Annotated in this window: 13 protein-coding genes; 8 read left to right on the forward strand and 5 right to left on the reverse strand. The window is 68.8% G+C overall.

Translation table 11 applies throughout. From position 1 onward, the window contains the following. Positions 1-16: 16 nt before the first annotated feature. From NBRGI_RS25500 to NBRGI_RS25510, 3 genes are all read right to left on the reverse strand, one after another. Complete coding sequence (locus NBRGI_RS25500; protein ID WP_235211096.1) at positions 17-826, reverse strand: class I SAM-dependent methyltransferase; 810 nt, start codon at positions 824-826, stop codon at positions 17-19. Beyond that, entirely contained in the window at positions 796-1317 is a 522-nt protein-coding gene (locus NBRGI_RS25505) for a DUF2505 domain-containing protein (RefSeq protein WP_029899745.1), read from the reverse strand. The genes NBRGI_RS25500 and NBRGI_RS25505 overlap by 31 nt, the downstream gene beginning before the upstream one ends. A gap of 180 nt (positions 1318-1497) precedes the next feature. Then, complete coding sequence (locus NBRGI_RS25510; RefSeq protein ID WP_029899746.1) at positions 1498-1983, reverse strand: DUF2505 domain-containing protein; 486 nt, start codon at positions 1981-1983, stop codon at positions 1498-1500. A gap of 39 nt (positions 1984-2022) precedes the next feature. On the opposite strand from NBRGI_RS25510, the gene NBRGI_RS25515 reads away from it, so the two are divergent. Beyond that, the gene (locus NBRGI_RS25515) at positions 2023-3102 is read left to right on the forward strand and encodes a UDP-N-acetylmuramate dehydrogenase (RefSeq protein ID WP_029899747.1); all 1080 of its coding nucleotides are present in this window, start codon (positions 2023-2025) and stop codon (positions 3100-3102) included. 68 nt (positions 3103-3170) lie between these two features. After that, positions 3171-4403 carry a L,D-transpeptidase gene (locus NBRGI_RS25520; RefSeq protein ID WP_029899748.1) on the forward strand — a complete coding sequence of 411 codons (1233 nt, stop codon included), beginning with the start codon at positions 3171-3173 and terminating at the stop codon, positions 4401-4403. Between the two features lie 10 nt (positions 4404-4413). Here NBRGI_RS25520 and mscL read toward each other — a convergent pair whose 3' ends face one another. Beyond that, a complete protein-coding gene (mscL, locus tag NBRGI_RS25525) occupies positions 4414-4869 on the reverse strand; it encodes a large conductance mechanosensitive channel protein MscL (RefSeq protein ID WP_029899749.1) in 456 nt (151 codons plus the stop codon). A 135-nt stretch (positions 4870-5004) separates the two neighbouring features. Further along, entirely contained in the window at positions 5005-5739 is a 735-nt protein-coding gene (locus NBRGI_RS25530) for an SDR family NAD(P)-dependent oxidoreductase (RefSeq protein ID WP_029899750.1), read from the reverse strand. Between the two features lie 73 nt (positions 5740-5812). On the opposite strand from NBRGI_RS25530, the gene NBRGI_RS25535 reads away from it, so the two are divergent. From NBRGI_RS25535 to NBRGI_RS25560, 6 genes are all read left to right on the forward strand, one after another. Continuing rightward, positions 5813-6634 carry an alpha/beta fold hydrolase gene (locus tag NBRGI_RS25535; RefSeq protein WP_029899751.1) on the forward strand — a complete coding sequence of 274 codons (822 nt, stop codon included), beginning with the start codon at positions 5813-5815 and terminating at the stop codon, positions 6632-6634. Between the two features lie 166 nt (positions 6635-6800). Next, positions 6801-8207, forward strand: coding sequence for a D-inositol-3-phosphate glycosyltransferase (mshA, locus tag NBRGI_RS25540; RefSeq protein ID WP_029899752.1), 1407 nt, complete (start codon positions 6801-6803; stop codon positions 8205-8207). After that, a complete protein-coding gene (locus NBRGI_RS25545) occupies positions 8204-8725 on the forward strand; it encodes a YbjN domain-containing protein (protein WP_235211097.1) in 522 nt (173 codons plus the stop codon). The genes mshA and NBRGI_RS25545 overlap by 4 nt, the downstream gene beginning before the upstream one ends. A 122-nt stretch (positions 8726-8847) precedes the next feature. Then, positions 8848-9753, forward strand: a complete 906-nt coding sequence (locus NBRGI_RS25550; protein WP_029899754.1) for an ROK family protein — start codon at positions 8848-8850, stop codon at positions 9751-9753. A 69-nt stretch (positions 9754-9822) separates the two neighbouring features. Further along, complete coding sequence (locus tag NBRGI_RS25555) at positions 9823-10560, forward strand: phosphoglyceromutase (RefSeq protein ID WP_029899755.1); 738 nt, start codon at positions 9823-9825, stop codon at positions 10558-10560. 386 nt (positions 10561-10946) lie between these two features. Then, positions 10947-13010 (forward strand): CocE/NonD family hydrolase, encoded by a 2064-nt coding sequence (locus NBRGI_RS25560; protein ID WP_029899756.1) that lies wholly within the window; start codon positions 10947-10949, stop codon positions 13008-13010. Positions 13011-13083: the final 73 nt, after the last annotated feature.

The raw sequence follows: 13083 nt of genomic DNA on the forward strand, positions 1-13083 counted from the left end.
GGTGACCCGTTGTCGGTCAGGCGATTCCGGGATTCGGCGCGACCGTTTCCCACGGGACCGAGAGCACGCAGTCACGCATGCGCCGCCGATAGATTCGAATCGGAAAGCCTTCTCGGCGTAGCGATTCGGCGGCGGCGCGCCAGCGCACCCGCGGACCGTACGGTGCCAGGGGCGCGGCGTGCGCCCAGGCGCGGTCGGCCGCCGTGAGCAGAGCGTGGATCGGCTCGCCCGGAATATTGCGGTGGATCAACGCTTTCGGCAGGCGTTCGGCGATATCGGACGGCTGCTCGACGGTGAACGGATCCCACGCCAGGGTGAGCGAGCGCGGCCCGGCGCGGTCCAGCAGCACCCAGGCGCAGCGGCGGCCCAGCTCGTCGCAGGTGCCGTCGACGAGCAGGCCGTCCGGTGCCAGACCGGACCGGATGGTCGCCCACGCCTCGGGCACCGCCGCCTCCGGATACTGCCGCAGCACATTGAACGCCCGCACCAGAACCGGTCGCAGCCCGGCCAATTCGAACCCGCCGCGGGCGAAGGTGACGCCGTCCCGCCCGGGCACCACTCGCTCCGGATCGATCTCCAGCCCGACCACTCGGACATCGGCGCGCACTGTACGCAACCGCGTCGCCAGCTCCAGCGTGGTCCACGGGCTCGCCCCGTAGCCGAGATCGACCACCAGCGGATCGGGGGCCGCCAGCAGCCGGGCGGTGACCAGTTCGTCGTGCACCAGCCAGCGGTCGCTGCGGCGCAGCCGATTCACCCCGGTGGTGCCGCGGGTGATGGTGCCGACCGGTTTGCTCAGCTGGTCGGGTGATTTTCGTCGAGCCACTGCACCGTGAATTCGGCCTCGGCGCGGAACAGATCCACCAGGTTCACCAGCATCAGCTGCTCGAGGCGCGGACCGACCATCGGGATGAACACCTTCGCCTCCGAGGAGAACCGCATGGTGCAGCCGGTGTCGGTGGGGAACAGCCGGATGGTGCCGCCCAGGCTGCCCGGCCCCGCCGGGATGCTGGCCGAGTACTTGCCGACGATCTCCTCGTCGCCGAACGGACCCCAGCTCTCCTTGCGGGTGATCACCATGTCCTTGCGCATCACGGCCTGCGCGATTTCCGGCAGCATCTCGCGCGGCAGAATGTGGTGCAGCACGATATCGATCCCGCTGTCACCGCCCTCCAGCGAGGCGACCTCGTTACCCGGGGAATACTTCAGCATCTCCGCCATCCGCGCGTCCCAATAGTCGCGGTTCGACAGCGCCGCATACAGCTCTTTGGTGGTGTGCAGCGGGTAGCGAGCGGAGTAATCCAGTCGACGGGCCATGAGGGGACAGATTACTGGAGGTGTTTTCGGCCGCGTGGCCGCGGCGTGGTTCGCGGCCCCTCAGCTCAGCATCGCGGAGCGATTCGATGAGGGGCGGCGGTCGGGCGACGGGTGGGCCGTGTGTCTCAGGTCAGCTGAGGTCGACCGTCAACGACCTTGCGGCCGTTACGGACCGGTCGATCAGTGCGACTCGAGCCAGGTGTTGGTGAACTCTTCTTCGTTCTTCAGGACCTCGGTGAGGTGTTCGGCGATCGCGTTCTCGATCTTGCCGCCGAACAGCGGGATCTTGACCTCGATGGTGCCGTTGGCGGCGGCGGTGGAGCCCGCGCCGTCATCGGTGAGGGTGATGGTGCCGCGCACCTCGGCGGGCGCGCCCTCGACGGTGGCCTGGAAGGTGGCGTTGTCGCCCGTCCAGGTCTCGACGCGGGGGATGATCAGGTCGCCGGGGCGCACCGCGGTGATCGCGGCGGGCAGCAGTTCGGCGGCGATGGCCTGCACCAGGTGGATGCGGATCTGGTCGCCGTCGACGGTCACCGAGTCGAGCCGGGCGTTCGGCCCGCCGACCTCGGCGACCCGGTCTTTCCAGTACTGGTCGTTCGCGAAAGCCGCGCGCACGGCGGCAGCGGGGTGCGAGTAGCGGGCCGTGTACGCCAGCGGTGTAGCCATGGTCGGACACGCTACCGTCTGCCTGTGCGAACTTCACGTGTGGTGCCGTCGGATGTGCTGGCTGCCACGGGCGCTCGGATCCGCGTCGCGGTGCCGTTGGCGGAGCTGACCACGTTACGGGTCGGCGGGCCCGCCACGGTCGCCGAATGCCGCAGCACCGACTCGCTGGTCGCGACGGTGCGCGCGCTCGACGCGGCGGGTGTGCCGGTGCTGCTGCTCGCGGGCGGCTCCAACCTGCTGATCAGCGACGCGGGCTTCGACGGCGTGGTGGTGCGGGTCGCCACCGACGGCGTCGAGCTGGGCGCGGACGGGGTGGTCGCCGAGGCGGGCGCGAACTGGGACGCGGTGGTGGCGGCGACGGTCGCGGCCGGCCTCGGCGGGCTCGAATGTCTGTCCGGCATCCCGGGTTCGGCGGGTGCGACCCCGGTGCAGAATGTCGGCGCCTACGGGGCCGAGGTGGCGCAACTGCTGCGCCGGGTCCAGCTGCTGGATCGGGCGAGCGGCGCGATCCGCTGGGTCACGCCCGACGAACTCGGCTTCGGCTACCGCACCAGCGTGCTCAAGCATCGCGACGACGCCGTGGTGCTCGCGGTCGATTTCGCGCTCGACCCGAAGGGGATGAGCGCGCCGCTGCGCTACGGCGAGCTCGCGACGCGGCTGGGCGCCGCCGACGGCGAGTCGCGCCCTGCGGCCGAGGTCCGCGACGCGGTGCTGGGTCTGCGGGCGGGCAAGGGCATGGTGCTCGATCCGGCCGATCACGACACCTGGAGTGCCGGTTCCTTCTTCACCAATCCGGTGGTCGCCGCCGACCGGGTGCCCGCGGTGCGGGCCGCGATCGCGGCCCATGTGGGTGAGGTCACGGTGCCGACTTATCCGGCGCCCGACGGCGTCAAGTTCTCCGCGGGCTGGCTCATCGAACGGGCCGGGTTCGCGAAGGGGTTCCCGGGCTCCGGCGCCCCGGCCCGGCTGTCCACGAAACACACGCTCGCGCTGACGAATCGGGGCGCGGCGACCGCTGCGGATCTGGTGGAGCTGGCCCGGACCGTGCGCGACGGCGTGGCCGAACGGTTCGGCATCCGCCTGGAGCCGGAGCCGGTCACGGTGGGCGTCGAGCTGTGACGCGATGAAACGGACACCACACGCTTCGCTGGACGGTCGACCGAATCGGCCCGCGTAAATTCGAAGAAGTGAACAACCGTCCAGTGATCCGCAGACCGGTGGCCGCCGTGGCGGCCGTGCTGTTCGTCGTGGTCGCCTTGGTGGCCGGATGCGCCGGCGACAACGGCGGCAGCCAGAACGCGGCGCGCGACCCCGGCCCGGTCGCCAAGGTCACCCTGGCGCCGGAGAACGACGCAAAGAGCGTCAACCCGACCGCGCCGGTCTCGGTCACCATCACCGACGGAACGATCGATCAGGTCGCGCTCACGAACGCGAGCGGCAAACAGGTCGCGGGCGAGTTCTCGCCGGACAAGCGCAGCTACAAGATCACCGAGCCGCTCGGCTACGACGCGACCTACACCTGGTCGGGCACCGCGATCGGCACCGATCGCAAGCCGATCCCGATCGACGGCAAGTTCAGCACGCTCGCGCCGAAGAACACCGTCCCGGCGACCATCAACATCGCCGACAACCAGGAGGTCGGCATCGCCGCCCCGATCATCCTGCAGTTCAAGGCGCCGGTGCAGAACAAGGCCGCGGTGGAGAAGGCACTCAGCATCACCACCGATCCGCCCACCGAGGGCGCGTGGGCCTGGTTCCCCGACGACAACGGTTCGCGCGTGCACTGGCGGCCGAAGGACTACTGGACGCCGGGTACCACGGTGCAGGTCTCGGCGAAGCTGTACGGCCTCGACCTCGGCGGCGGCAATTACGGCTACACCGACCTGACCACGGATTTCCGGATCGGCCGCAGCCAGATCGTGAAGGCCAACGCGCCCAGCCATCGCATGCAGGTGGTCCGCGACGGCAAGACCGTGTTCGATTTCGCGGTCAGCTACGGCGAGGGCAACGAGCCGCGCAACGTGACCCGCTCGGGTTTGCACGTGGTCACCGAGAAGTACGAAGACTTCATGATGTCGAATCCGCCCTTCTACACCAACGTGCGCGAACGCTGGGCGGTGCGCATCTCCAACAACGGCGAATTCATCCACGCCAACCCGGAATCGCTGTCCGCCCAAGGGTCTTCGAACGTCACCAACGGCTGCATCAATCTCTCGCCCGCCGACGCGCAGGCCTACTTCCCGACGGCGCTCTACGGCGACCCGGTCGAGGTCACGGGCACCTCGATCCAGCTTTCCGCCGCCGACGGTGACCTCTACGACTGGACCATCGACTGGGCGACCTGGAAAACCATGTCCGCCCTGGACGGCTCCACCTCGGTCGTTTCGGCCACCCCGGTCGCGCCCGGTCCGCCCCGCTGACCGAACGCGGTCAGCGCCGCCCGGCGGTCTCGCCGTCGACCTCGGCCTCGACGGCGCGATCGGCCGCGCGCTGTTTGCGGACCTCGTCGTGGCGCTCGGCGAGCAGGTCGCGGATCTCGATGAGCAGTTCGGTCTCGGTGGGCTCGGCGGCTTTGGTGGTGCCGAACCGGTTCTTGATGGTCTTCATCGGCACCATCAGCACGAAGTAGAGCACCGCGGCGACGACGACGAAGTTGATGAAGGCCGTGATGATAGGGCCGATCTGAATGAACGTCGCGGGTTTGCCGGCGATCAACTGGACGCCCAGTCCCAGCTCATTCGTGCTGCCGAAAACGGCGAGCAGGGGGTTGATGACGCCCTTGGTCACCGAGGTGACCACCGTGGTGAACGCGGTGCCCATCACCACGGCGACGGCAAGGTCGATGACGTTCCCGCGCATCAGGAACTCTTTGAACCCCTTGAGCATGAGGCGAACAACTCCGATCTGAGTGAGCTGGCAGTCGAAGTCCCGATGCTAACGGCCGCGCTCGACCGGCGTCGGCCGGGCAAATGCTCAGCGAACGTCGAACGCGCAGTGAGTTATTCGCTTCAGCTATAGCGCTCAGTCGCGGCGGGCGAAGCGTCCGGCGTCGGCCTGATCGCGCGGCTTGACGATGATCTGATCGAGGTTCACATGCGACGGACGCGAGGCGACGAAGCCGATGATCTCCGCGATGTCCTGCGCGACCAGCGGGTCGATGCCCTGGTAGACCTTGGCCGCGCGGTCTTCGTCGCCGTCGAAGCGGACCAGGGAGAACTCGGTTTCCACTGCGCCGGGCGCGATTTCGGTGAGCCGCACGGGCTGGCCGAGCAACTCGCCGCGCAGCGTGCGATGCAGCACCGCCTGCGCGTGCTTGGCCGAGGTGTAGCCCGAGCCGTTGTCGTAGGCGACGAACGCGGCCACCGAGGTGATGGTGACGATGAGACCGTCGCCGGAGGCGATCAGTTTGGGCAGCAGCGCTTTGGTCAGGCGCAGGGTGCCGAGCACGTTGGTCTCCCACATCCAGCGCCAGTCGTCGAGGTCGGCGTCGGCGACGGTCGCGAGCCCCTTGGCGCCGCCCGCGTTATTGACGAGCACGTCGGCCCGCTCGATCGCGTCGGTGAACGCCCGCACCGACTCGTCCGAGGTGACGTCGAGTTCCAGTGCGGTGCCGCCGATCTCGTCGGCCACCCGCTGCAGGCGATCGAGCCTGCGGGCGCCGACCACCACGTGGTAGCCCTGTTTCGCCAGTTCCCGGGCGGTGGCCTCCCCGATCCCCGAGCTGGCTCCGGTGACGACGGCGGTGCGAGTACTCATGGCTGCGATCCTAGGGGCCGGGTTCGCGACCGACGCTGGGGCTGTTGCGGGGATCACCGTTAGCCTGAGCCGCATGGCAATACGGGGCGTGGTGAGCGCGGATGGCACGAACATCGTCTATCGGGTCACCGGCCCGGCGAGCGCGCGACCGCTGCTGCTCCTGCACGGCTGGTCGGCCAACCTGCTCTGCTGGGGCCGGGCCGCGGACGAGCTCGCGACGCGCTATCGGGTGATCGCCGTCGACCTGCGCGGGCACGGCTACTCCGACGTACCTGCGGCCGGCTACGACGACCCGAAGAACTGGGCCGCCGATATCGCGGCCGTGCTGGCGGCCGAACGCATCGACACCGGCGCGATCCTGCTGGGCTGGTCCTACGGCGGCATCGTGCTCAGCGACTACCTCACCGCCTACGGCACCGGCGCGCTCGCGGGCGTGATCTACACCGGTGCCACGGCCAACCTGGGCCGCGGCGTACCGGGCGCCGCGGTCGGTACCGCGATGCAGGCCGCGATGCCCGGCGTCTTCGAGGAGAGCGCGGGGCGCGCGGTGAAGGCGTTCGGCGCGTTCGGCAACGCCAACACCGGTCCGGGCGCGGACAAGGGCGCCGATGCCCAGCGGTTGTTCGGCGCGAGCCTGGCCACCGTGCCCGCGGTGCGCAAAGCGCTGTTCTATCGCACCGTCGACAACACCGAAACCCTACGGGCACTTGATATTCCGGTGTTGGTCCTGCACGGCACCGCGGACCCGGTGGTGCCGATCGAGAACGGCCGCTACATCGCGGAGGCGGTGCCCGATGCGCGCACCTCGTACTGGGAGGGCGCCCAGCACGGCTTGTTCATCGAGGACCGGGCGCGTTTCGTGGCCGAGGTGAGCGCGTTCGCCGACGGGCTCTGAGATCGTCGCGTGCCCGCCGTTTCCCCAGTTGGCTCCGGTTTGTCCGGACCGTGCGGAGTCGTCGCAGGTAGGCGCGGCGCGGCACTGTGAGCCGGTTCACCGGAGGCTTGTGATAGCTCTCACTTGGCGGGCTGAGGGCTCTGAGCGGGGGAATGCAACGTGCACTATGGATAGTGTGAGTCAACGCCGCCTGGACCTACGGCCGAACCGTGTCGCCGTCTTGTCGGTGCATACCTCGCCACTGGCGCAACCCGGTACCGGCGACGCGGGCGGCATGAACGTCTACGTGCTGCAGACCGCATTGCAGTTGGCCCGGCGCGGCACCGAGGTAGAGATCTTCACCCGGGCCACCAGCTCCAATCTCCCACCCGTGCAAGAGGCCGGCCCCGGCGTGCTGGTGCGCAATGTGGTGGCGGGCCCGTTCGAGGGCCTCGACAAACGCGATCTGCCCACTCAGCTGTGCCCGTTCACCGCCGAGGTGCTGCGGCAGGAGGCCAGGCATCAGCCCGGCTACTACGACCTCGTGCACTCGCACTACTGGCTGTCCGGCCAGGTCGGCTGGCTGGCCAGGGACCGCTGGCGGGTGCCGCTGGTGCACACCGCGCACACGCTCGCGGCGGTGAAGAACGCCGCCCTCGCGGAGGGTGACTGTCCGGAGCCGCTGACCCGGGAGATCGGCGAGAAGCAGGTGATCGCCGAGGCGGACCGGCTGGTCGCCAACACCGACGACGAGGCGCGCCAGCTGGTCGAGCTGTACAGCGCCGAACCCGAACGTATCGATGTCGTGCCGCCGGGCGCGGACCTGTCCCGGTATCGGCCCGGCGACAAGGCGGCCGCGCGGGCTGCGCTCGGCCTGGCCGCCGACGAGCAGATCGTCGCGTTCGTCGGGCGCATCCAACCGTTGAAGGCGCCCGACGTGCTGGTCCGCGCCGCCGCCGAGGTGCTGCGCGCCGGGCGGGCGCGCAACCTGCGGGTGCTCATCGTCGGCGGGCCCTCGGGCAGCGGCCTGGAGCGACCCGACGCGCTGATCGAACTCGCCGCGGCGCTCGGCATCGCCGACCGCGTCACCTTCCTGCCGCCGCAGCCGCCGGAGCGGCTGGTGCTGGTCTATCGGGCCGCGGATCTGGTCGCGGTGCCCAGCTACAACGAATCCTTCGGCCTGGTCGCGATCGAGGCGCAGGCCAGCGGTACCCCGGTGCTGGCCGCCGATGTCGGCGGGCTCGGCACCGCCGTCCGCCACGGCGAGTCCGGGCTGCTCGTGGCCGGCCACCGCACCCCGGACTGGGCCGGCGCCCTTGGCTATCTGCTCGACGATCCCGAGCGGCTGCAACGGATGAGTGCCCGTGCGATCGAGCATGCCGCCAACTTCTCCTGGGAACACACCGCCGCAGGCCTGCTGACCAGCTACTCCGCCGCACTGCACGATTTCCGGGCGGAACGGGCCGCGCTGGGCGCGGGACGTCTCGTGCGTGACGACACCCGGGAACGGGTATCCGGTGAACGCATTAGCCTCGACTCCGGTCAGGCCAGATCGCGGGCGCTGTGGCGGCGCCGGATGGGAGCACGTCAGTGAGTGCAGGTGAGCGAGCGACCGAGGTGCAGGCCACCGTGCAGGTGATCGAGGAGACCCTGCGCGATCGGGACATCGAATACAGCCGCTCCGGCGCGGAGACCTTCGTCGTGATCCTGCCCGGCGAGCGCAAACTGAAGACCACGGTCATGCTCACCGTCGGCAAGCACGGCGTGCGCATCGAGTCGTTCGTCTGCCGCAAGCCGGACGAGAACTTCGAGGGCGTCTACAAGTTCCTGCTGCGTCGCAATCGCAGGCTCTACGGCGTGGCCTACACCCTGGACCGGGTCGGCGACATCTACCTGGTCGGCCGGATCGCCACGCACGCGGTCACCGCCGACGAGCTGGATCGGATCTTCGGCCAGACCCTCGAGGCGGTCGACGCCGATTTCAACGTGCTGCTCGAACTCGGTTTCGCCGAATCCATTCGCAAGGAATGGAAGTGGCGCGTCTCGCGCGGGGAATCCCTGAAGAACCTGCGCGCCTTCGAGCATCTGGTGGACGCCGCCGACAAGCCCTGAGCGCCGTCGCTGCACGATATTCGGAGCTGCACAATGCTTTGCCAATCGGCACGGATACGGTGCGACCGTGCCGGGCGCGGGTGACAATCGCTTGTGGTTCCGATCATGAAGGTGGCAGCCCGATGACAGTTCTCGCTCTCGATATCGGCGCGACGAAGTTCGCGGCGGGTATCGCGCAGGCCGACCGGACGGTGGGCGGGGTGCGCCAGGTCCAGGTGCCGCCCGAGGCGGTGTGGGAGGCGTGCCGCGCGCTGCTGCTCGAGGTCGCGGGGGAGACGACGATCACCGCTGTCGGCATCGGCTCGGCGGGGCCGGTGGACACGCGCACCGGCGTCACCAGCCCGCTGAACATCCCGGAATGGAAAGCCGGCTTCCCGATCGTCGCATCGGTGCGGGAGCTGTTCCCCGGCGCCGCGATCCACTTCGCCATCGACGGCGCCTGCCTCGCGCTGGCCGAGCATCACGTCGGCGCGCTGCGCGGGGTGCCGAACGGGTTGGCGCTCACCGTGTCCTCGGGGATCGGCGGCGGGATCATCGCGGACGGACGGGTGCTGCTCGGCCGCACCGGCAACGCCGGTCACATCGGTCATATCGTGGTCCCGGGCTGGGACGTGCCCTGCCTGTGCGGCGGCGTCGGTTGCGTGGAAGCGGTCGCCAGCGGAATGTCGTCGGTGCGCTGGGCGGTCGAACAGGGCTGGCCGGGCAGCACCGGCGTGCAGCTGGCCGAGGACGCGCGCCGGGGCGAGCGGATCGCGCTCGCGGCGCTGCAGCGCGCGGGCACCGCACTCGGTCAGGCGATCGCCTCGGCTTGCGCGCTGCTCGACGTCGATCGGGTGGTGATCGGCGGGGGTTTCGCGCAATCCGGTGCGCCGCTGTGGGATCCGTTGCGCGCGGCGCTGCGCAAGCACGCGCGCCTCGATTTCACCCGCGAGATCAGTGTCGTGCTCTCCGAGGTGACCAACGGCGCCACGCTGGTCGGCGCGGGCGTGCTCGCGGCGGACCATGCCACCGCCGACGCGGCGGGCTGACCCGGGCCGGGCTCGGACCAGCGGGGGAACGCTGCGACCGGCTCCTCGACCCATGGAAGGATGGGCCCCATGACGTACACCCTCGTGCTGCTGCGCCACGGCGAGAGCGAATGGAATGCCCTGAACCTGTTCACCGGCTGGGTGGACGTGCATCTGACCGACAAGGGCATCGCCGAGGGCAAACGCGCGGGAGAACTGCTCGCCGAGCACGGCATCCTGCCCGATATCGTCTACACCTCGCTGCTGCGCCGCGCGATCAACACCGCGAACATCGCGCTGGACGCCGCCGACCGGCACTGGATTCCGGTGGTGCGGGACTGGCGGCTCAACGAGCGCCACTACGGCGCGCTGCAGGGCAAGAACAAGGCGCAGGTCCGGGACAAGTACGGCGACGAGCAGTTCATGCTGTGGCGGCGCAGCTACGACACCCCGCCGCCGCCGATCGACCCGGACGACGAGTACAGCCAGGACGGCGACGCGCGCTACGCGGGCATCGAGGTGCCGAAGACCGAATGCCTGCTCGACGTGGTCAAGCGCATGATCCCGTACTGGGAGTCGACCATTTCGCAGGATGTGCGCGCGGGCAAGACCGTGCTGGTCGCCGCGCACGGCAACTCGTTGCGCGCGCTGGTCAAGCACCTCGATCAGATCTCGGACGCCGATATCGCGGGTGTGAACATTCCCACCGGCATTCCGCTGCGCTATGAGCTGGACGAGAACCTGCGCCCGACCGGTCCCGGCGTCTACCTCGACCCCGAGGCGGCCGCCGCGGGTGCCGCCGCCGTCGCGAACCAGGGCGGGAAATAGCCGACAGCTCTGAGACTTCCAACGCGCTGCGTCCGAATCGGACGCAGCGCGTTGCTGTTTCACGGTGGCGGCAGATCGCTACAGGCTTGCCGGAGTGCTGCGGATGTGCGACAGTCCGTGTCGGCCGAAAGTGTCTTGCGACACAGCTACCCGTTGGCTGCCAGTGCGGACTGGCGAGGTCGACCTGCTAGCCGGTGAGTGAGTGTTCTGGCTCGTAGGGCTCGCGCGAGGTCGCATCGAGCAGGGCTTTGGGCGCTACTCACGCCGAACGGTAGCTATATGTGAACCACTATTCGGAATTGGTTACCTGTTACCCCTTGTCATTACCGACAAGTAGGTATGTACACTTTGGGCGTTCGACCAGTCCGAGAGGTGGATCACGTCCGATGAAGCACGCGTTGCGGGTCACAGTCGCGGCAGTTGCCGCGGCGATGCTCGTCCCCTTCCTCAGTAGCGGCGCCTCCGCCGCGTCGACGCCGACCGGTCCCGATGGCGGGGCCGCGGGCGCGTCCTGGGCCGCGGCCCAGGACGGTCCGCAGCAGTACCCGAACATCAACATCCAATGGGATGTCCCCATCACGATGAGCGACGGAACGGTGTTGAAGGGCAACGTCTATCGCCCCGCCGACGCCGCGGGCCGGCCCATCGATACCCCGACGCCCACGGTGGTGAACCTCACGCCGTACACCAAGCTGGTGTCGAACCTGGCCGACCACGCGCAGGCCATCCCCGGCCTGTCCGACGCGCTGTTCGGCCTGCTCCGCTCGATCGATCTCACCGGTACCCCGCTGTCCGGGATCACCGACCTGACAAAGGGTTTCGCCGGCGGCGAGTTGCGCAACTTCACCGTCGACCGGCAGCTGATCCGCAGCGGCTACTCGCAGGTGGTCGTCGACGTGCGCGGCACCGGCTTCTCGCAGGGCACCTGGGACATGCTGCGCCAGCGTGAACAGCAGGACACCGTCGAGGTGATCGACTGGGCCGCGCGCCAGCCCTGGTCCAACGGCCGCATCGGCATGAACGGCATCTCCTATTCCGGCATCAACCAGGTGCAGGCCGCCGAGAAGCATCCGGCGGCGTTGCAGGCGATCTTCCCGGTGGTGCCGGGCAGCGACCTGGTGAACGACGTGCTCGCGCCGGGCGGCGGCTTCGGCTTCAACTTCATCCCCCTGTGGCTCACCGCCATCAACGGCCTCAAACTGGTGCCCGATCTGGCGTCGGTGCTCAACGGGCAGTTCGACACGCAGTGGCTGGCCGATCGGGTGCGAGATCCGTTGACGTTCATGGACGTACTGCTCAACGTCTACACCACGGCACGGATCGACGACCTCGATCCGCGGGCCAAGGAACTGCTGACCTCCGGGTCGCGTCCGCGCGAGGGCTGGCTGGGCGATCCGAGCCGGATCGACATCCCGACCTTCGTCACCGGTGGTTGGCACGACCTGTTCACCTATTCGGAATCGAAGATCTACAACGAGATTCCGCTGCCCGCGGGCCAGAAGCAGCTGCTGATGGGCAATACGTATCACGTCAATTCCGGCAACGAGTACGCCAAGCCGGGTCTGCCGCCGCGACTGGACGTGCTGCAGCGCGCGTGGTTCGACAAGTGGCTCAAGGACATCGACAACGGCATCGATCGGTACGGCCCGATCACGCTGCGCCAGCAGGGCGGCGGCTGGATCACCACCGACTCGTTCGCCGCGCCGACCGAAGCCGCGAACCCGAGTGCGCAGCAGCCGACGTATCAGCGGATGTACCTGTCCGCCAACCCCAGTGGCACCGCGAGTAGTGCCTACGACGGTTCGCTGACGGCGGCGGCGAACGGCGATACCGCCCGGCTCACCGTCGGTCCCGGCCTGACCACCCTGTGCTCCAACGACGCCGCGCAGGGTAGTGCGGGCATCCTGTCCATCATCGATGGCTGCGCGAAGGACTCGCGGGTCGCGGAGACGAACGGGCTGACCTTCACCAGTGCCCCGGTCGCCGAACCGACCTCGATCTCCGGCCGGATCGCGGTGCGGCTCAACACCGTTCAGGACGCGGCAGACGGCTACTGGGTGACCACGATCAACGATGTCGCGCCGGATGGGCAGTCCACTGTGTTGTCCTCGGGGCAGATCATGGCATCGCTACGGGAGATCGACGACGCCAACAGCAGCCGCTCGGCCAATGGTGACTACACCGATCCGCGCGCGTTCACCTCGCTGGATCGGCGGCAGCCGACGGTGCCCGGCGAGGCGACCACTCTGGATATCGCGCTGCCCGCCACCGAGGCGATCCTGCAACCCGGTCACCGACTGCGGATCGACGTCTTCGCGGGCAACTTCCCGAAGGGTCTGCCGATCCTGCCCATGCTGCTCGACACCGGCTTCAAGCCGCAGCATGTCCAGCTCGATCCGAATCGGCCGAGCTTCGTGAATGTTCCGGTGCGCGGCAATCCGCGCTGGTAGTCACGACCGAAGATCCGAAAGAGCGCCTTCGCTTCGAAAATTTCGAGCGGAGGCGCTTTTTCGTCGGTCGAGA

The organism is Nocardia brasiliensis IFM 10847 (assembly GCF_000710915.1).
Classification (GTDB): domain Bacteria; phylum Actinomycetota; class Actinomycetes; order Mycobacteriales; family Mycobacteriaceae; genus Nocardia; species Nocardia brasiliensis_A.